The sequence below is a fragment of the Algoriphagus ratkowskyi genome (assembly GCF_002150505.1).
Taxonomy (GTDB): domain Bacteria; phylum Bacteroidota; class Bacteroidia; order Cytophagales; family Cyclobacteriaceae; genus Algoriphagus; species Algoriphagus ratkowskyi.
On record NZ_MSSV01000005.1, the window covers coordinates 102,292 to 122,127 of the forward strand.

Here is a 19,836-nt window from a genome sequence, read left to right on the forward strand (position 1 = left end):
GCTCAGTTCAACTCCCCAAAAGCGGTTAAAATCAAATTCCTACTACCTCCATTTCTTCGAAATTCACACAGGTAAATCCCCTGCCATATTCCTAAGCTAAGTTCTCCACCGGTTATAGGAATTTGGAGATTTGAATTAAAAAAACTGGCTTTAATATGCGCAGGCATATCGTCAGCCCCTTCGTACGTGTGGATAAACCGTGGATAAGATTCTGGAATTAACTCATTTACGAAGGTTTGAAAGTCCTTTCTGACCGTAGGATCCGCATTTTCATTGATGGTCAAGGCAGCAGAAGTATGCTGAATGAAAACCTGCAAAAATCCCGTTTTAATCTGCGCTATTTCTGGAATTGCATTTTTAATTTCTTCAGTGATCAAATGATATCCTGACGGAAAAGAGCGCAAGCGAAGTTTGTGTTGGAAAAATTGAGTCATATACAAAAATAGGATTCACGCAATCAGGGTAAAACTCTCCCTCAAACTATTGCTTATTGAAATACAATTTGGTCCCATTGCAAGCATCCCAAGTGCCTGTGAGCTGCCCTTGACTATTTAAAAAGTACTCCTCTTTATCGTTATTACAACTATGGATCAGTGCGGCATCTGCACTTTCATACTCAAATAGATATTTTTTTAAGCCATCCTCAAAACGCTCACTATAAGATCCAGTAATCACTTTCTTCCCAATAGTTTTTCTGAATGTACCATTCGATGAAAGAAAATAGACATAAGAAGAATCTCGAACGGTGGTATAGCTGGAGTTAGAGACTCCACCTTCCTGATAACCAGCAATTACCCACTTTAGAACACTTTCTTTAGGTTCAGGTTGATCATTAAAATCACACGAAAATACTGTAGCTATAAAAATAAAGAAGAGGATAAGGTTTTTCATAGAATCAAATGTTTGCTACATGCTCGGGTAACACTTTAAGATCCAATTACTTTGCCAAAATCCTAAATGAATTATTCTACTTTGTATTTTTTACTTCTTTTAGCAACAGGATTGTATTCCAAAGCCTTTTCTACCCAAAATTCCCAGTCATCATCCATATCAAACCCCTCAGGATCAACATAAACAAATCCTTTCATGGGTCTGCCAGTGAATTCCATCGTGCGGCATCCTGCCCTTTTCATACACAAATCTTGAGCAAATTCCCCTACCCGAACCATTAAGCGGTCATTATTGGTATTTTTATCCCGATTTAGACCGATGCACATTTTTTCATCTACCATAAATAGTAATCCTCCCATCATCTTTTGGGAAGTAAAATCTACATTCCTTCGCTTAAAACTCGTAGCTAGTCGCTCAGCTAAATATTCATCGTAGGCCATAATTCCATTTATGTGTTTGTTTTACTAGTGATGAAAAAGCGGCCAAGTTGAAGACCTTTGTGCTTCAGTTAAACTATGAATTCTAAACCATCTGTATTTGTAATCACGTCTAACATAATGAGGTTAAGGAATTGTGTCGGGTTATATCGAAGTCCAAAATGTATTGAATACTTCTTTGGTCATTGTGTCGTTCTACAATTACTGCTAACAGTTGTGCTTACGAAGGTAGTTGCGGGTATATCTGATTTATATTTTTTCCACCACATTCTCCAGCGCCCCGATCTCGTCGATACTGATTCTCACTTTGTCACCTTCAGCAAGCGTGAAATCATCCGGCACGATCCCCGTTCCTGTCATCATAAAACATCCAATCGGGAAGGTATCTGCTCGAAAAAGCCAACCAGCCAATTCCTGTGGCTTGCGCTTCAGCTGAGTCAAAGCAGTTTCACCGCTAAAAGCTAACACGTCATCTCTATAGATTTCTAATTTGATAGTTGCGGTTTCTTCAATGGCTTTATCCGTAATCAGAAGACAAGGCCCAATCGCCGCGCAACCTGCATAAACCTTTGCCTGCGGTAAATAAAGCGGATTTTCTCCCTCAATACTTCTGCTGCTCATGTCATTCCCGCAAGTATATCCCTGTATTTTTCCAGAAGGAGAAATAACCAAAGTCAATTCTGGCTCGGGCACATCCCAAGTAGAATCTTTGCGGATATTCACAGGAGCTCCCGGAGCAGAAACCCGGCTGGCGGTTGCTTTGAAAAATAGCTCGGGACGATCCGCATTGTAAACTTTATCATAGAAATCCGCTCCCCCGGCATCCTGAGATTCTTCCATTCTGGCAGTTCGGCTACGGTAGTAAGTCACTCCAGCTGCCCAGATTTCCTGATTTCCCATAGGGGACAAAATACCTTTAGAAAGTATGTCGTCAGCTTCCTCCTGCGAAAAAGACTTCCAGGATTTAGATTCTGAGCTTAGGTGATCTTTCAAGTTTTCCTTAGCCAATAAAGCATCCCAATCTAACGTGGGTCCAAAAAATGCTTGGTTTTCAGTCTGTAAAAGTGTGCCTGAAGGCAGTTTGTAGATTTTCATAAGTTGATAAGGTTTGATTAGAAATTTAGGGAAAAGATTTGAGAGATGGGTATAGATATAGTAGGAAAGGCTTGTATCAAAATCAACAAATTCAGATTTGACAAAATTAATTTTCTAATCGACAGATTTGCTAAGCAACTTTTCCCCATTACCTTTGCTCATAGATCATAGGGGGTGCCTTAACAAAACGGGCTGAGATCAAACCCATATTACCTGATCCGGATAATGCCGGTGTAGGGAAATGAACAAACGGAGCAACAAACAAAATCAACTATTCGAAGCGGTACCCTTCTGGATTTTAGATTTTGTCTATGCGACAGGGTAAACAATAAAGGGGGGCTTCCCTAGAGCTTTCTCATGTTTCACTCAATGACCCGAAAGGGAATTTTACACATGAAAAAAGTATTTCTTGGCTTGGCTCTATGCCTAGTCGCAATCTCAAGCTGGGCTCAGCAAAGCCTCAGCGGAAAAGTGCTAGATGCCGAATCTGGCGAAGCATTAATAGGTGCCTCAGTCTGGGCAGAAAATCAGGGAAAAGGTGGAGTAACAAACGAAAATGGCCTTTTCACTATCAACAAATTACAATCGGGAGATGTTGAACTTCGCGTTTCCTACATAGGATACAGCGCGGTCAAACAGACCTTAGAATTGCCTTATTCTGGTGAACTAACCATAAAACTCCAGCCAAAAGACCTGATGACGGAGGAGTTCATCGTCTCAGCTACCCGGGCTTCGCAAAGTACGCCAACCACTTTTCAAGAGATCAGTAAAGAAGAGCTGGCGAAGCGAAATCTTGGTCAGGACATGCCCCAACTGCTGAATTTTACTCCATCAGTGGTGACGTATTCGGATGCAGGATCGGGCATAGGCTATACTGGAATGCGGATAAGAGGTTCGGATCAAAGTAGAATCAACGTCACTGTGAATGGTATTCCTATGAATGATGCCGAATCACATGGTGTCTTCTGGGTGAATATGCCCGACTTCGCCTCTTCTGTGGATAACCTGCAGATTCAGCGTGGAGTAGGAACCTCCACCAATGGTGCAGCTACTTTTGGCGCAAGCCTAAACTTCCAAACGGATACAAGAACCGATGAAGCATACGCGCAAATTGACAACTCAGCTGGTTCATTTAATTCTTTCAAACACACTTTCAAAGTTGGTTCTGGACTGCTGAATAATCGATTTGCAGTGGATGCCCGACTTTCTAAAATTACCTCAGATGGCTTTGTGGACAGAGCTTCTTCAGACCTGAGTTCATATTTCGTCTCAGGGGGTTATTTTGGTGAAAATCATGTGGTAAAACTGAATGTCTTTTCCGGAAAAGAAAAAACATACCAAAGCTGGTATGGTCTTCCAGAATCTAAGCTGGAGGATGATAGAACTTACAACTACTACACCTACGATAACGAAACTGATAACTACCAGCAGGATCATTACCAGCTGATTTATGCAGGGAAAATTGGTAGCAATTGGAAAGCAAATGGTGCCCTTCATTATACATATGGTCGCGGCTATTACGAGCAATATCGGAACGATGATGTTTACTCAAATTATAGATTGCCTAATGTGACTATCGGTGATTCCACGATTACAAACACAGATATCATTAGAAGACTTTGGTTGGATAACGACTTCTACGGTGGGGTAGCTTCTCTTAATTATGTGTCAAATGATGGCCGATGGGATGTAGTTTTCGGTGGTGGAGCAAACCGCTACGATGGAGATCACTATGGAGAAATCATCTGGGCAAGAATAGCTGGAGATACAGAAATCCGTGATAAATATTACAACAATAACGCGGTGAAAGATGATCGGAATATTTATTTGAAAGCCACTCGTGAACTTGCCACAGGGCTGAGTTTATACGGTGATCTTCAGTTACGTTTTATCGATTACTCTTTCTCCGGAATGAATGATGATGGAAGGATCTTGGATGATAAAGAAAACTACAATTTCTTCAACCCGAAAGTAGGAATCAGCTATGAAAAGTCTGGTAGGACTTGGTACGCAAGTTATGCCGTAGCGAATAGAGAACCGAAAAGAGCTGATTTCACAGATAATGAGATTGTGGAAATTCCAAAACCAGAGCGATTGAACAACATCGAAGCAGGTCTCCGATCTCAAAGCGGCAGTTTCACTTACAATGCGAATATTTACCTCATGGACTACAAAAATCAGCTGATTCCTACTGGGCAAATCAACAATGTAGGAGCATATATTCGTGAAAATGTAGCAAATTCTTATCGTGCTGGTATTGAATTGGATGCGGCCTATCAGCTGTCAAAGTCTTGGACATTCGGCGCCAATCTTGCACTTAGCCAAAATAGAATCAAGGAATTTACAGAGTATGTGGATGACTATAGCACAGCAGAATTCACCCAAGAGTCTTTCACTTATTCAGATACCGACATCGCATTATCGCCTAATGCTGTGGCATCTGCGATGATCGAGTTTAAGCCAGTGAAAAACCTCTCGCTAAATTGGCTGAGTAAGTATGTGGCCAAGCAGTTCTTGGACAACAGCAGTTCTGATGCAAGGTCGTTGGATGCTTTCTTTACCAATGACATCCGCATCAGCTACTCTGTGCAGCCTCGTTTTTTCAAAAGTGTGGAGCTAAATCTTCTGGTGAACAATATCTTCAATGAGATGTACGAGCCAAATGGCTATACCTTCAGCTACTTCGTTCCTGGCGAAAGTCAAAAAGAACTAGTAACTGAGAATTACTATTACCCGATGGCTGGAACCAACTTTATGCTGGGTCTGAGTTTGAGGTTTTAAGGATATATAATCATGTAGGGGCGAAAGATTTTTCGCCCTTATTTTTTCAAATCCCCAAACCCTCCTTTAATTCCTCCAAAGGCTCAACTGCATCTTTTTCCTTAATAAAATCAAGAGCCAAGAACTTGGTGCCAAATGAATCTGTCCAACCGATAATCCGTATATTGGAACTATGAAAACAATTGAGATCCAAACAGATAATGAGGAAATATTTGAAGCCTTTAAAAATCTTGCGAAGGCTTTCAAAGTTGACTTCTTAGAAAAGGATATAGCTACAGGCGATTCGAGTCCCTCTCCAAGTAATGACCCTTATTTCGATAACCCAAAAAATCTTGCTGAAATTGATGCTGGAATAATTGATGTGAAAGAAGGGAGGGTAGTAAAATTGGATCGAATGGAGAGGAAAAAGTTACTCCACTCATGACCTTTGAAATTTACTTTACCCAAAAAGCTCTCAAAGACATAGAGAAAATTAAGAAGTCTGGAAATAAAAAGCTTTTAACAAAATTGGAAGGTTTGTTACAAGAGCTCGAAGAACATCCATATTCTGGAACGGGGAAACCGGAATTATTAAAAAACAATTATTCTGGTTTATGGTCTAGAAGACTAAGCTTAGAACACCGTCTCATTTACTCAGTTAACGGACAAACGATAACGGTGACACTTATATCAGCTTTTGGTCATTATACAGAATAAAAAAAAATTCTGAGTAAGTTATCTAATTTCCTTTAGTTCAATTTCTATTTTTCAAATCCCCAAGCCCTCCTTTAATTCCTCTAAAGCCAGAGCGGCATGTTTTTCATTGTTATAATCAAGGGCTAAAAATTTCCTTCCATCAGTAAGAAGCACAACTTTGTGGATGGTCACTTGACCAGACATGGTAGGAGTAATCCCATTTGGAACGAATGTTCTGCGAAAACTATGCTGGACTATTTCTGCCTGGTTGACTGAAGGCAAATTCATCCAATCACCCATTTTGTACCAAAGTATAGTTTGATATTCCTTGTATTTTTTCCTGTCAAAATCGATAAGGATTCGTGACTTCATAGAACTCATAATTAGCCCAATAAGAAACGCTCCTCCGCCAACTATAGCGATTTTTAGAGGATCAGTTTCCATATCAAATAACAAAGCCACAAGTATTACCAATATCCCTGCACCAAGTAATATCTGCCCAAGAAGTCTAGGACCCTTGGTTCCATCATTTTGATTTCTGTAAATAAATTGTTGCACCGAAGTTGGAATTATATCTACCTAAATAAAAGAAAACATTCGCTCATTTACCTACTAATTCCACACGAAGATCTATTTCACGATCGACTAATGTGCGATCCACCCAACTTCCACTATATGCAATATCCCATTCAAAGCGATCAATTTGTAGGCTTGTTTGGAAATGATTTATACCCAACTTTTCTATTTCAAAGGAAACAGGATTAGAAATTCCTTTGATCGTGAGAGAGGCATGGACCAGCAAATTGTTGTTTTGTAATTTTTCAATTGAGAGAAAATTTAGATTCGAAATGGGGTACTTATCCACATCAAAAAAGTCAGTGCTTTTAAGGTGATTAGTGAGATTTCGGATTGGAATCGGGTCAGTGGCAGGAATATCTGTTACTGTGATGCTTCTCATATCCACGCTAATTTCGCCTCCAGTTAGGATCTCGTCTTGAACGAGTAAATATCCTTTTTGAATTGATATCTCTCCTTCGTGACTTCCCAATCCCATCATTTTTGTTCCCTTCCACTTGATTGAAGACCTATTCAAATCGATGTGAAGCGTATCCAAGCTATCGTTTGAAAAATTTCCTACAGGATGAAATGGAAACTTTGTAATTCGCTCTGTAGGGTTTTTCTTTTCCCCACAAATGAAAAGGAATAAAAATCCAATTAAGAAAAGCTTATTCATAGTCGGGGATATTAAAACCCAAAATCAAATCACGCTCAATCAACCAAATCCCATTTTCCAGCTTTGGCTTAACAATCCCAGAACCTCCACGATTTGTTAGTATTGTTCTTTTCTCAGAAGTCAAAATAGGATCATCCTCAAAAACATATTCATCTAAATAATAGGCAGATTTACCAAGTTCTTTTACAGTCAGATGAATATGCTCGGGCTCGGTTCTGTCGGGATAAGAAGCAGGTCGAAAGGTGTAAAAAGTATATTGTCCGGCTTGATCAGTTATCGTCCAACCACGAATAAACCCATGCCTTTTCGCCCAGCCTTTTTCATCTCCTACTTTGGGATAAATACCAGTTCGGTCGGTATGGTATATGTAAAGGATCACATCAGATGCTGGAGTTTTCCCATCATTTTGAAATACGATCCCAGTGATTTTTAGCTTGGGTTCGTTTTCCAAAAAGAGCGGAAGCGTATCAATTGCATTGAGCTTCTCATCTCCATACTCGAAGATTGCCTCACAGCCTTCGCAAGATCCTCCGACAACTTTATCAGCGGATAGTGTTTGCGCTTGACAAGAAAAACAGCCCATTAGCAGCAGAAATAGAACGGGTTTGTTCATGATCGTTTTTTCTAAAAGGTTGATAAAAGTTCTTTTGGGAAAAAATCGAATAGGCTAAGCCGTTGAAAAAGTAGGTCAAGACGATTGAAGTGTTGAGAATCTACTTTTAAAGTTATCCACAAAATTTCTGCTCAATCGAAGTTCCTGCTGATTGGAAAGCTGAATATCATAGTCTCCATTTAGACGAGATTTGTATGAAAAGACTTTACTGAGATTTATTATGGTGGATTTATGGATTCGCACAAATTTTTCCGAATCTAGCTGAGCTAATATCGATTTTAGGGTGGCCGTATGCAGATGTTTTTTGTCTGTCGTATGAATTGCGATGTAAGGAGCCTCAGCTGCGATGTATAAAATGTCTGAAGTTCTAATCGCAGTTTTTGTCCTTGCAGAACCCACTACTATCTGGTTTAAGTATTTTGATTTAAGAACTGCTTCTCTTATCGGCCTCTTTTTTCGGATCAGCACCAACGCAATCACCGAATAGATCAACAAGTATTTGTATAAATCCTCTGAAACAGTAAACCTCAAATTCCTGAAGAAAGTAAAGGTATGCTCATAGAAGAGTGCTGAAATCAGATGCACCAAACCCGCAAAAAGCAGAATGTGAACTAGGGATGCAAGCAATACAAAAAGGAATCTCTTTACCATCAAAACAGGAATATTGGAGAATGCCGAAACCTTAGTGAAAACACCATTCAGGATGAGCGCGACTGGCAGAATCAAAATCCAGAACAAATTGAAAAGAAAGGACTCGGAGGCATAAAACGAGTAATCGTTGTACCGAGAACTTAAGAAATCCTGAAAAATCGTCACCAGCAATACCAGAACCAAGACGACGAGATACTTCAGCGTTGCCTTGATTCTTGGTTTCTTTTGCTGGATTTCTTTGCTCATAGGATCTAAATTCTTAGAGTAAGCAGCGCATATAATTTCTCGTTAACATAGTAATTTCCCGTACCCAATTTTTCCTTTCGAAGAACACCATCTTCAGCGAGTTTATTGAGGTAGTTCGCAGCAGTGATTCTTGATACGCCCATATCCCGCACAATAAATTCGATCTTGGTATAAGGATGCTTGAACAAATTATTCAGCAGCTCCTGAGAATAAAACTTGTAATTGTCACGCAGCTGAATCTTCATTTCAGCCATCAATACTTTCAAATTTTCTATCAAAATGATGGTTTCCCTAGCGGTATTTTCCACTCCTGTGATCATATAAGATAACCAATTTTCCCAATCTCCATTCTCTCGCACGCCCTGAAGCAATCTGTAATAATCCGCTTTGTTTCGAATGATATGGCTACTCAGGTAGAGAATTGGAAGCTTTTGAAGGCCTCCCAAAATCAAGTACAAAATATTGATAATCCTTCCCGTCCGACCATTGCCGTCATAGAATGGGTTGATACTCTCAAACTGAAAGTGAATGAGCGCCATCTTCACCAGCGGATCAAAATCGCTCAGTTCTGGACGATTGATAAATTGCTCCAGATTGGACATCAACTCAAGAATCTCATTTGGATCTTGTGGAGGAAGATAGACAGTCTCGCCCGTCTGTGCATTTTTCAGTGCGGTGCTTGGAAGTTTGCGAAAACCTGCATTATTCCCTTCCAAAGTCTCTTGAATCTCTAGAATGATCTGATTAGTCAGCAATCCCTTCTTAATTACCAACTCAAATCCTCGCTTCATCGCCGCCAAATAATTCTGAACTTCCATAATCGCAGGAGTCATGGATTCAAATTCCAGATCTGACTTGAATAGCTCGTCATGCGTGGTGATGATATTCTCCACGGCTGAGCTATCCTTGGCTTCTTGAATCGCCAGTGTATTCAGCAAAATCTCATGATTAGGAATAGAATACACCAATCCTTTCAGCTCTGCCAAGGCTGCATGCGCAGTAGGAAGCTGTTTGAGAATTGTTCTTGTTTCCAATTCTACGTCGTAAGGCAAAGGAGTTAGTACCCAAGACATATGTAAAGATTTTGCAATTTTCTTTACAAAGGTAGATCCTTATGTAAAGAAAGCAAGGGTTTCCTTTACATATGGCAATCTATATGTAAAGATTTTTCGATTTTCTTTACATATAAATGAGCTTATGTAAAGCGACTTTATATATAGTTTTGGAAAATGTAGGGGCGAAAGATTTTTCGCACTACGAAATCGGTTTATTTGGGCGAATAAATATTCGCCCTAAAAATGCGATTCGTCTGGGCAAAAGATCAATCTGGAAAAATGCTTTTGTCCATTCCTGGCACAATACGTAAAGCATTCTTATAATAGAGCTTTTTCAACACCTCATCAGAAAGTCCCAAACCATACATTGACCAGTAGGCATGGTACTTTTTGTAATATGGGAAATACTCATCCTCGGTCTCCAGCACTCGGAAGTAGGTATAAAATTCCTCCTTGTTATAGGCATCTTTGCCAAAAAGAACCCGATCCTGATATTTTTCGAAGAATTCCTTAGCGCGTCTTGGCTGACGGCCAAACTCAGCGATCACTGCACCGATTCCAAAGTTCACGTTTGGATACTTTTCCAAGTGTGCACTGGCAGCGTCTAGGTCATTGGCCATCCAACCCATGTGTGCATTGATAAATGTGGTCTCTGGATGCTTCGCAAAAATATCATGCTGCTCAGCCATGATCTGCTCAAAAGGTGCAGGATTATCATCACCTCTTCTTCTGTTAGGATTAATTTTCAGTTCTAGCCAACGCTCGTTATTAGCATCCATCGGGTCCCAAAACTGTGCAGGATCAGCCGAGTGAATGATTACCGGAATTCCAAGTTCTCCAGCTTTTGCCCATACCGCATCTAAAGCCGGGTGATTAACCGGTACTCGTTTTCCATTGATATCTGTCACACTTAGTCCTAGACTTTTAAAAATCTTCAAGCCACTTGCACCTGCAGCCACATCTTCTTCTAGCTCCTTAACGGCAATTCTAGTCCAGTTTTCATCACCAAAACCTGCAAAATTGAGATTTGTGAAAACCATAAATCTTCCTGGAGCATGGGTACTGAACTCCTTAATCATCCCATTGATGTAATCCTGTTGGGAATTGCTATCTCCGCGACCGAAACCTCTACCACTCAAATTGACCAAAACGCCCATATTGATTTCGTCCATCTCTGAGATCAACAGATCTATTTTCTCCTTATTTACTCCCCCTTGATGAGAGTGAATATCCACAAAGGGAAATTTCGCTCGCTTCAGCGGATGCTCAGGTACTTTCAGTGTGGATGGTGGGTTGTATTCCTCAAAACTCATTTCCTGGCCCACTGCAGAAAGACTGAAAATTGAGAAAACTGAAACAAATAGAGCTCTCGTAGAAATATTCATAGTGCTTTTAATATTCATAAGGGTTGCTTTCGCAAAAAAGTATGTACCCATACTTGATGTAAATAAGAAAATCCCGAGCCTAAACCCGAGATTTGAAATGTATGTAATTACCTCGCTGTACCTCCTTGGATGACCTGCCCAAAGAAGATTGCATTCATATAAAGCTTGTTCGTACCAAACCAAAACGCTCTGAAGTTCATATTATCGGCAAAAGCTACGACACGACCTGCGCCCACTCCAGCTATCTGAATCACAGATCCATTCTGAATGCCTGAAAGGTTGGAAGGGTGAAAATATCCTGACGCCAAAGGCTTATCTGTATAAACTAGTGGATTTGCGTATGGATTATTTGATGGCTCCATAAACAAATTATCATTTCTGAATGTGTGAATTTCTGAGTTGATATAGCCATAGCCGATTGGATGGGTCAGATCCAGTTTGGCATTGAAAATCGCACCACCAGTGACTCTAGCTCCTCTTTCATTTTCATAGTCTCCATAGCTTTTTTGCAAAGCAGAATCTGATTTGGCACCTTCTCGAAACTTAAAGTTTCCAATTTCATTTTGATTTAGGAATTGAATTGCACCACCCTTAGCTAGTAGCGTACCTCCACCAGAAATCCAAGATTTGAGTGTAGCCGCTCCAGACTTCCCTAGGCTGTTATACCCGCCATCCGGCATTAAAATCACATTGTATCTATTTAGTGTACTTCCACTGATTCTATCCATCGGCAACAATGTAATTGCCATCTCGTAGCGCTGATCAAGCAAATGCCAGATTTCACCGGCCTCATAGCTATCCACGCCTCCTTCTACCAGCAAAGCTATTTCTGGCTTTTCAAGTATTTCCATAGACGGAGATCCTAAGTTAAATCCTCCCGTATTCCCTGTGGCCAAACCATAAATATCTACTGTAGATACTTTAGCTATTTCAGATAGTTTGTTGAAAAATGCCTGATCCTCCAAGCCGCTGTCTCCTTTGCTGATCAGCAAGGTGCCTCGCCCATATTCTTTTCCATCTGCAGTTGTAAATCCGCCTGTAGATACCCTGACCTGAAAATCTGCCTCCATCAATTTGTAAGCTGCTTTTGGAGCATAGTAATCAGTCCATTCCATGGCATATTGGTAAGCACCAGCTTCACCAATTACTCTTCCTGGAGCTAGTTCGATAGTGTTTTTAGTGATTTCATTTACACTTGCTAGATTCAGAATCTGACTATTCAGTGCTACGTAATCCAAGTTGAAAGCCATAGGATAAGTCCATGCCGATATATCGTAAAACAAGCTGTCCTTGAATGTATTTCTGGTCTCAAACATTGCTTTGATCAATCTATACTGCGGTTGATCAGCAGGCACGATATAGGAATTTTTGCTCTGGAATTCCTTTCCATTTACCGTGATGTCATCGTTCAGACTAAACACTTTGATATCATGCTGCAAGATCAAGTCCGCCAGATGATAGCTTCTCGCATCATCTTCTTTACTTCCAAATATGTATGCCTTGTTCACATCTGAATCAACTTCCTTTTTGATGCCTGTATAGAAATCTTTCATAAACTGATTCAATTCCTGACGCATTTCCTTCGCTGCCTGAAATGATGAGAGATTTGCGGTAAATTGATTTCGGATCGTAAAAGGGAAACTCAACATACCATTTACACTTTCCTGCAAATGACCTCTAGAGCTGGCCTGCTCAAATAAAATACCTATAGAACCCTGTACATCTGGATAGGTAGAACCTTTTCCATAATAATAATCATCAAAGCTCTCCTCGCTGTAATACGTCGATCCAATTTTATCAAAAGCTTTCGCATGATATGTCCCAATTTTCTTAGTCAGTTCATAGTTCTTGACTGGAGTAAGAGGGTGATTTCTATCAGGCACTCCTGGCTGAAAAAAGAACGTGCTATTTGTACCCATTTCGTGAAAATCCAAATGAATATTTGGAAGCCACTCTTGGAAAATTCGTACTCGATTTCTAGACTCTGGGTGCTGAACTGGAAGCCAATCACGATTCAGGTCAAACCAATAATGGTTCGTTCTGCCTCTTGGCCAAGCTTCATTAAACTCAGCATTATTCGGATCACCGTTCATATTGTATGACTTGTGCGTATTCACCCAAGAAGCGAAGCGATTCAGACCATCAGGATTAATCGCCGGATCGAGTAGTAAGACCATATTGTCTAAATCTCCAGCGATTTCCTTTGCGGCAGCAAAATGATAGGCAGCCACCAATGATGCATTAGCACCACTTGGCTCATTGCCATGGACCGAATAGCCCATGAACATCACGATTGGCATTTTGGAAATGTCTACCGAAGCTCCGGCATCTCTAAGTTTTTTCCGATCGGATTTGATCTGATCAATCTTCGCAAGATTAGACGGAGACGTAATCGTCAACATTACCTGCGGTCTTTTCTCATATGTTCTTCCCGTTTCTTCGAATGTCACCCGATCCGAAGCCGCAGCCACGGCCTTCATATACATCACCAGCTGATCATGGCTCAGGTGCCATTCACCTACTTCATATCCCAAAACTTCCTTGGGAGTAGGGATAGCTTCGTCATAGGTATATCCTGCAGGCAAATAATAGCTTAAATCGACCTGAGCGAAGCTACACAGCGCATAGAAGGTCAAAAGCAGCGATAAAAGAGTTTTTTTCATAGTGATGGGAAGATTAACTTTCAGCAAATTCTTATTTTGATTACCCAAAAAAAGCTATTTTGGTTCAATGGTAAAAATAACTGAAGAGAACACATGGAATTAATATCACCAAGTAACGGACTTTTATATTGGCAAGGGGGAACATTTCTTGTGATGATCGGGTATTTCGCCTTTATGATTTATGCATTAGTGGATCTGATCCGTTCAGACTTTAGAGAGCAGCATATGAAGCTGATCTGGGCATTGATGATTTTATTCATTCCTGTGATAGGCACATTTATCTACCTTAATATGAGACGTAGCACAAAAAATAATTTTAGAAGATTCGATCCCAATTTTTCAACTAATCAAAAAACAGCAAAATGACATTACATTTTATTCAAAATATAGGAGGCGGAAGTATCCTTTTTCTATTAATAGGCCTTATCTATACTATCCTTTGGATTTATTGCCTAGTTGATATTCTTCGTTCAGATTTTAAAGATCCCAACATGAAAATTATTTGGATTGTGATTATCCTTTTTGCTCAAGGTATTGGCCCACTTGTTTACTTGGCGATGGGAAAAGGCACAAAATCAACTTACACTTCTTGATATGTTTGGATTAGGAGCTATTGGATTAATAATCTACATAATTACTATTTTCGATGTGGTGAGCAGTAAGTTCGCCAATCCAAATGACAAGCTCATCTGGGTAATCATCGTCGTTTTGGTGCCGCTTATAGGTACGGTGCTTTGGTTTTTAATAGGTAGGGGGAAGAGGATTTGAAGTCGAAACTCAAAAGATCAGTTGAAATAGGCCTCACTACATCATTGTCCTAAGGCCACCCAAGCTCATGAGAAGTCTATTTTTATTTTATAAGCAGATCAACAGTTTCAATATCCCATTCTCATTTATCATTGCCTTATTGGTTTTATCTGAAGGAGGCAGTTTTGCAGTTTTCTTCTTTTTACCCTTGTTGACACTTGGCTTCATGCTTTCGCTTTACCTTTATGAAGTAAGGCATGCTAATCAATACTTTTTCTATTTCAATTTAGGCTTGGATAAGGTGAAATTGATTGGCTTTACTTTCGGAATCAATGCCACAATCACCCTGATCTATTTCCTTATTTTTTGATCGTTATGGCTCAGCATACCTTAGAAGTAGATAGTATCATCGAAACATTTGGGTATAAACATCTTTTGACAGATATCTTTATCAAATGCGCTACAGGAGAGGTTCTAGGGATTTTGGGGAGAAATGGAACAGGCAAATCCACCTTGCTTCAAATCATCTTTGGCTCGGTAGAGACAGAAAACAAAAGCATCAGAATAGATGGTCAATCCTATGCAAATGCCTATACAGCTGGAGAAAAGATCACCTATCTACCCCAAGGAAGTTTCTTACCAAATAGTTTAACAGTTGCAACAGTCATTCGGACATTTCTATCCACAGAAACTAGTAGAAATACAGTTTCCGAAAACGCCCGAATCAAGCCATTTCTCAAGAAAAAGATCAACGCTTTATCTGGAGGCGAAAAGAGGTATTTACAAGTACTTCTGATTCTCAATCTTCCCACTGCTTTCGCTATGCTGGATGAGCCTTTTTCGCAAGTAGAACCACTTTATCGAGCAGACATCAAATCACTGATTCAATCACATAAAGAAAAAAAGGGCATCATTATTACCGATCATGACTACGTCAATCTGATGGCTGTGAGCGACAAAACCTTCTTGCTGACAGGTGGTGCACTAAAGCCTATCCAAGAAAGTAAGCAGCTTGTTGAGTATAATTATCTGCCACCAGAATAATCACAATTGATCAAAATGCATTTTAAGAAATGAAAAATCACTTGCGATATATCTCTTTCAACGCTCCAGTTAGCTCAGGACATTCAAACTCAAAGCCAGCTTTTTGGATTTTTTGTGAGGAAACTCGATTACCTCCAAGAACAATTGCTGCCATTTCCCCAAGGAATAGCTTCAAGGCAAAAGCCGGTACTCCTATTCCGATATAAGGCTTACCCTTTGCTTTGGCAGCAGCTTGGGTAAGTTGCTGATTTGTCGCTGGATTTGGACCTACTGCATTGAATACGCCTTGTAGCGTTGTCTTTTCCAAGGCAAACACAAACATTTTCGCCAAATCTTCAATAGCAATCCAACTCATCCACTGATCTCCTTTTCCCAGAGGCGCTGCAATAGGTGGCTTCATCATTTCGCCTAGTGCGCCGCCATCTGCATCCAGTACGATGCCAATTCTTAACATAACAGTACGAAGATTTAGCTCTTCCATTTTTTTCACTTCGTTTTCCCAGGCTACAACCACCTGAGCTAAAAAGTCAGTCCCTGCTGCTTTCGTCTCATCCATCAAGAAGGTTCCAGTATTGAATCCGTAATACCCCACTGCAGATGCCGAGATAAATGTGTTAGGCTTCGCGGTGGATTTCTCTATCGCATCATAAAGTAGGTGTGTGCTCTGAATACGAGAATCCAAAATTAGCTTCTTACGCTCATCTGTCCAGCGCTGCTCAGCAACTCCGGCACCAGCTAAATGGATAATAGCGTCCGCCCACTCTACAGCTTCTGGATCTATGGTTTGCTTTTCCACATCCCATAGAAAAGATTTTTGTGTTTGTGAAGATCTGCTGAGCCATGCAACTGAATATCCTTTCAGTTCCAGTAGCTGGGTGATTTTATGGCCAATAAGACCTGAACCTCCTGAAATAAGAATATTTTTCATCTGTTTGTATTGTAAAATATAATCGTCCTCCCGAAAACTATCAGGAGGAATCTCGCAGCATCGTACTCACCCCAGTATATGGAGAATATAACATTCTCGATTTTGTTAATGGGTGATTTGTATTTAGATAACTCGAATACTTCCAATTAAGTTAGTCTTACTAGAACGATTTAGGGTAACCGATGCTTCATTAAAGTCAATTTCTATTCCTAATTTGGCCTAACTAATTCAAAAACCAAGTTTGAGCAGCACTTCTGTTTTTCGGTATCTACTTCTCTGGATCGTTTTAAGCCTTTTGGTTGGTCTTCTCTCTGGCGCTGCATCTGCAATTTTTCTCATTGCATTGAATTGGGCTACTGAATATCGTGAATCGCATCTCTGGATCATCGCTTTTCTGCCCATAGCGGGTTTTGTGATCGGATGGAGCTATTACCGTTACGGAGAAAATTCAGTGAAAGGGAACAATCTTTTGCTCGATGAACTTTATAAAACAGAAAAGCCAATTCCGCTTAGAATGACTCCTTTGGTACTTTTTGGGACGATTATGACACATTTATTTGGTGGATCAGCAGGACGTGAGGGTACGGCGGTGCAAATGGGTGGCTCCCTAGCCGATCAGCTGACCAAATATTTTCACCTCAATCCAGAAGATCGAAGAATCATCTTAATTGCTGGAGTTGCAGGAGGATTTGCTTCTGTATTTGGAACTCCATTAGCAGGGGCAATTTTCGCTTTGGAATGGATGCTTCACCGAGAAATTCGATTGAAATCCCTGTTTCCAGCGTTTTTGACTGCTTTTGTAGCCAACTGGGTTTGCACCTCCTTGTTTGGTGTAGGCCATACACATTATTTGGTAGATCTCGTTCCTCCACATACCTTAATCAACCTACTTTGGATTCTCCCCGCAGGAATAGCCTTTGGGTTATCAGGGAGATTATTTGCCCAAAGCACTCACTTCTTTTCTCATCAATTTTCAAAACACATATCTTATCCACCACTTCGTCCGGTCATTGGCGGACTCCTGATCGCTGCATTTGTATACTTTTCGGACAGCACAACTTACATTGGCTTAGGAATTCCAAGGATAGTAGAGGCATTTGAAACACCCGTTCCTTGGTACGATTGGTTGGCAAAAACAGGACTGACCAGCTTAACCTTAGGTGCTGGATTTAAAGGGGGTGAGGTTACTCCCTTATTCTTCACCGGAGCGACTTTGGGCAATGCTCTTGCTACATGGATTCCTCTTCCTTTAGCATTGTTGGCGGGGATGGGTTTTGTGGGTGTCTTCTCAGGCGCCACCAATACACCTTTTGCATGTACCGTAATGGGCATGGAATTATTCGGCTACGAAAGCGGCATATTTTTGGGAATTGCCTGCCTGATCGCCTACCTTTTCAGTGGCAAATCAAGCATTTATTCCTCACAAAATCTGGATAAGAAATTCCACTTATATCCTGCAGAAGGGATTTTTAATGTCTCACCAGAGAAGTCCCAAAAGAAAGATTGATATTGCTTCAATGCCTATTTTTACCCCATGAAACTTAAGCTGAAAATTTTTTCTAACCCTGATCGCAATATTATCTTCCTGAAAAAGGTGGTTAAGGTCCAGGAAAAAGTGGTTCAGGTCAGCAGTATTTTTGCATTTGCTATTTTACTTTTTCACTTGGGTTATTCTATTGATCCTCAAGATCAGGTCACTACTTCATCACTCTTCAATATATCGCTAATCTTAATTGGATTAGGGTACTTTGTCCGAGTTTTATTAGTTGAAAAATCCATAGTTCCTGCACGGGTAATCCTCGAATTATTCCTGTCTATCATACTTATATTCACTGCGCTAGTTCGCTGGAATGTGCTGGGGGATGATATCACTAAGCTGGTATTAGAATTCACAGCACATTATCACCTGATCAACGGGCTGGTGATAATTCTATTCTTTATAGAGCTTAGCAAATTTAGCCTTGCTATCAATGAGCTCAAACTCAGTCCTTCCTTGGTATTTATACTTTCTTTTATCATTCTGATTTTTGTAGGAACTGGACTTCTGAGTCTCCCGGAGGCGACTACAAGAAATATTAGCTTTATAGACGCCTTGTTTACGGCGACTTCAGCCGTATGTGTCACTGGTTTAATTGTACTGGATACTGCGAAGGATTTTACGTTTTTTGGTCAGGTAGTCATCATGATTTTGTTCCAGATAGGTGGGCTTGGAATTATGGTTTTCACGAGTTTCTTCGGTTTCTTCTTCAAGGGCAGTTATTCCATCGAAAACAGACTTTTTATCCGGGATTATATCAATGAAAACAATGTAAATGAGATTTATACTACCTTATTTAAGATAATTTCTTTCACAGTTTTAGTCGAGGGATTTTGTGCTTTTCTGATCTATCATTTTACGGATTCTGCACAGTTTTCAGGTAAAGGAGATCAATTGTTCTTCGCACTTTTCCATGCTGTTTCAGCCTTTTGTAATGCTGGTTTTTCTACCCTAAGCAATGGCCTTTATCAGGAGGGTTTCCGAGAAGCTTATAACATGCACTTAGTTATAGCATTGGCCATAGTTCTGGGAGGAATTGGTTTTCCTGTAGTGTTGAATTATTATTCCTATCTGAAGCATGTGGTCGTAGGAACGGTAAAAAGCCTATTGGGCATAGAAAAATACAGACATAGGCCACGAGTCTCAAGCGTCAACACCCGATTGGTAATCTATACGACTGGAATATTGCTTGTCGTGGGAATGATCGTTTATGCCATCTCGGAACAAAATTCTAGCCTGAAAGGGCTAAGTACGTATGGAAAATTTGTAACCACAGTTTTTGGATCAGTGACTCCACGTACCGCAGGATTTAATACCGTAGACATGCGAGAATTGGCAGTTCCCACGATTTTAGTCTACCTTTTCCTCATGTGGATAGGAGCATCTCCTGGATCCACGGGTGGAGGACTCAAAACCAGTACTTTCGCTGTAGCTATGTTGAATACATTTAGCATTGCTTCTGGTAAAACCAGAGTAGAAATTTTCAGAAGACAAATTACTAATGAGACGCTTAAGAAGGCATTTGCAGTGATTTCTCTTTCCGTGCTAGTAATAGGAATGGGAATTTTTTTACTTATGGTATTTGATCCAGAGCTTCCTATGATAGATGTGTCCTTTGAAGTCTTCAGTGCATTTTCTACCGTCGGATTGACTCTCGGAATCACTCCTCAATTAAGCTTGGGTAGCAAACTTGTGTTGATGGCTATCATGCTCATCGGAAGAGTAGGAACACTGACAATTCTGGTGGCCATCGTCCGAAAAATAGGTGAACAGCGGTACAAGTATCCTGAGGAAACTGTCTTTATAACTTAATCAATCTTTCTATTTTGCATGATTGACAAATACCAACAAAGC

The 19,836-nt window shown here is 40.3% G+C and carries 22 protein-coding genes and 1 riboswitch; of the genes, 10 read left to right on the forward strand and 12 right to left on the reverse strand.

Annotated features, from left to right (window positions below; translation table 11 throughout):
* Window positions 1-2: 2 nt before the first annotated feature.
* The 4 genes from BVH02_RS07570 to BVH02_RS07585 form a co-directional block, all read right to left on the reverse strand.
* On the reverse strand, window positions 3-434 hold the full coding sequence (locus BVH02_RS07570; RefSeq protein ID WP_086500799.1) for a secondary thiamine-phosphate synthase enzyme YjbQ: 432 nt from the start codon (window positions 432-434) through the stop codon (window positions 3-5).
* A 46-nt stretch (window positions 435-480) separates the two neighbouring features.
* Window positions 481-891 carry a hypothetical protein gene (locus tag BVH02_RS07575; protein ID WP_086500800.1) on the reverse strand — a complete coding sequence of 137 codons (411 nt, stop codon included), beginning with the start codon at window positions 889-891 and terminating at the stop codon, window positions 481-483.
* Window positions 892-962: 71 nt separating this feature from the next.
* Entirely contained in the window at window positions 963-1,331 is a 369-nt protein-coding gene (locus BVH02_RS07580) for a TfoX/Sxy family protein (protein ID WP_086500801.1), read from the reverse strand.
* Window positions 1,332-1,577: 246 nt separating this feature from the next.
* The gene (locus BVH02_RS07585; protein ID WP_086500802.1) at window positions 1,578-2,423 is read right to left on the reverse strand and encodes a fumarylacetoacetate hydrolase family protein; all 846 of its coding nucleotides are present in this window, start codon (window positions 2,421-2,423) and stop codon (window positions 1,578-1,580) included.
* A gap of 160 nt (window positions 2,424-2,583) precedes the next feature.
* Window positions 2,584-2,680: riboswitch (TPP riboswitch) on the forward strand.
* 136 nt (window positions 2,681-2,816) lie between these two features.
* On the opposite strand from BVH02_RS07585, the gene BVH02_RS07590 reads away from it, so the two are divergent.
* The 3 genes from BVH02_RS07590 (at window position 2,817) to BVH02_RS07600 (ending at window position 5,900) form a co-directional block, all read left to right on the forward strand.
* Window positions 2,817-5,204 carry a TonB-dependent receptor gene (locus BVH02_RS07590; RefSeq protein ID WP_086500803.1) on the forward strand — a complete coding sequence of 796 codons (2,388 nt, stop codon included), beginning with the start codon at window positions 2,817-2,819 and terminating at the stop codon, window positions 5,202-5,204.
* Between the two features lie 172 nt (window positions 5,205-5,376).
* Complete coding sequence (locus BVH02_RS07595) at window positions 5,377-5,628, forward strand: hypothetical protein (protein WP_086500804.1); 252 nt, start codon at window positions 5,377-5,379, stop codon at window positions 5,626-5,628.
* Window positions 5,625-5,900: a Txe/YoeB family addiction module toxin gene (locus BVH02_RS07600; RefSeq protein WP_086500805.1), complete on the forward strand. Its 276-nt coding sequence runs from the start codon at window positions 5,625-5,627 to the stop codon at window positions 5,898-5,900. The genes BVH02_RS07595 and BVH02_RS07600 overlap by 4 nt, the downstream gene beginning before the upstream one ends.
* A gap of 51 nt (window positions 5,901-5,951) precedes the next feature.
* Here BVH02_RS07600 and BVH02_RS07605 read toward each other — a convergent pair whose 3' ends face one another.
* The 7 genes from BVH02_RS07605 to BVH02_RS07635 form a co-directional block, all read right to left on the reverse strand.
* Window positions 5,952-6,437 (reverse strand): hypothetical protein, encoded by a 486-nt coding sequence (locus tag BVH02_RS07605; RefSeq protein WP_086500806.1) that lies wholly within the window; start codon window positions 6,435-6,437, stop codon window positions 5,952-5,954.
* A gap of 43 nt (window positions 6,438-6,480) precedes the next feature.
* A complete protein-coding gene (locus tag BVH02_RS07610) occupies window positions 6,481-7,113 on the reverse strand; it encodes a YceI family protein (RefSeq protein ID WP_086500807.1) in 633 nt (210 codons plus the stop codon).
* Window positions 7,106-7,726 (reverse strand): dioxygenase family protein, encoded by a 621-nt coding sequence (locus BVH02_RS07615; RefSeq protein WP_086500808.1) that lies wholly within the window; start codon window positions 7,724-7,726, stop codon window positions 7,106-7,108. Before BVH02_RS07615 ends, BVH02_RS07610 begins: the two co-directional genes overlap by 8 nt.
* 75 nt (window positions 7,727-7,801) lie before the next feature.
* Window positions 7,802-8,623, reverse strand: coding sequence for a LytR/AlgR family response regulator transcription factor (locus tag BVH02_RS07620; RefSeq protein ID WP_086500809.1), 822 nt, complete (start codon window positions 8,621-8,623; stop codon window positions 7,802-7,804).
* A 5-nt stretch (window positions 8,624-8,628) separates the two neighbouring features.
* A complete protein-coding gene (locus tag BVH02_RS07625; protein WP_086500810.1) occupies window positions 8,629-9,696 on the reverse strand; it encodes a Fic family protein in 1,068 nt (355 codons plus the stop codon).
* A gap of 248 nt (window positions 9,697-9,944) precedes the next feature.
* A complete protein-coding gene (locus BVH02_RS07630) occupies window positions 9,945-11,081 on the reverse strand; it encodes an amidohydrolase family protein (protein WP_394363982.1) in 1,137 nt (378 codons plus the stop codon).
* Window positions 11,082-11,170: 89 nt separating this feature from the next.
* Complete coding sequence (locus BVH02_RS07635) at window positions 11,171-13,726, reverse strand: M14 family zinc carboxypeptidase (RefSeq protein ID WP_086500875.1); 2,556 nt, start codon at window positions 13,724-13,726, stop codon at window positions 11,171-11,173.
* A 93-nt stretch (window positions 13,727-13,819) separates the two neighbouring features.
* Between BVH02_RS07635 and BVH02_RS07640 the strand changes: the two genes are divergently transcribed.
* The 5 genes from BVH02_RS07640 to BVH02_RS07660 all read left to right on the forward strand — a co-directional run bounded on the left by BVH02_RS07640 (window position 13,820) and on the right by BVH02_RS07660 (window position 15,517).
* Window positions 13,820-14,092: a PLD nuclease N-terminal domain-containing protein gene (locus tag BVH02_RS07640; RefSeq protein WP_086500811.1), complete on the forward strand. Its 273-nt coding sequence runs from the start codon at window positions 13,820-13,822 to the stop codon at window positions 14,090-14,092.
* Entirely contained in the window at window positions 14,089-14,319 is a 231-nt protein-coding gene (locus tag BVH02_RS07645; RefSeq protein ID WP_086500812.1) for a PLDc N-terminal domain-containing protein, read from the forward strand. Before BVH02_RS07640 ends, BVH02_RS07645 begins: the two co-directional genes overlap by 4 nt.
* 1 nt (window position 14,320) lies before the next feature.
* On the forward strand, window positions 14,321-14,494 hold the full coding sequence (locus BVH02_RS07650; RefSeq protein ID WP_086500813.1) for a PLDc N-terminal domain-containing protein: 174 nt from the start codon (window positions 14,321-14,323) through the stop codon (window positions 14,492-14,494).
* Between the two features lie 67 nt (window positions 14,495-14,561).
* Entirely contained in the window at window positions 14,562-14,843 is a 282-nt protein-coding gene (locus BVH02_RS07655) for a hypothetical protein (protein WP_086500814.1), read from the forward strand.
* A gap of 5 nt (window positions 14,844-14,848) precedes the next feature.
* A complete protein-coding gene (locus BVH02_RS07660; RefSeq protein ID WP_086500815.1) occupies window positions 14,849-15,517 on the forward strand; it encodes an ATP-binding cassette domain-containing protein in 669 nt (222 codons plus the stop codon).
* 37 nt (window positions 15,518-15,554) lie between these two features.
* Here the strand turns inward: BVH02_RS07660 and BVH02_RS07665 are convergent, their stop codons facing one another.
* On the reverse strand, window positions 15,555-16,445 hold the full coding sequence (locus BVH02_RS07665; protein WP_086500816.1) for a TIGR01777 family oxidoreductase: 891 nt from the start codon (window positions 16,443-16,445) through the stop codon (window positions 15,555-15,557).
* A gap of 241 nt (window positions 16,446-16,686) precedes the next feature.
* Here BVH02_RS07665 and BVH02_RS07670 point away from each other — a divergent pair, with 241 nt between their 5' ends.
* Together BVH02_RS07670 and BVH02_RS07675 are read left to right on the forward strand one after the other, a co-directional pair.
* The gene (locus BVH02_RS07670; RefSeq protein WP_223271836.1) at window positions 16,687-17,952 is read left to right on the forward strand and encodes a voltage-gated chloride channel family protein; all 1,266 of its coding nucleotides are present in this window, start codon (window positions 16,687-16,689) and stop codon (window positions 17,950-17,952) included.
* Window positions 17,953-17,979: 27 nt separating this feature from the next.
* Window positions 17,980-19,794, forward strand: coding sequence for a TrkH family potassium uptake protein (locus BVH02_RS07675; RefSeq protein WP_086500818.1), 1,815 nt, complete (start codon window positions 17,980-17,982; stop codon window positions 19,792-19,794).
* Window positions 19,795-19,836 lie beyond the last annotated feature (42 nt).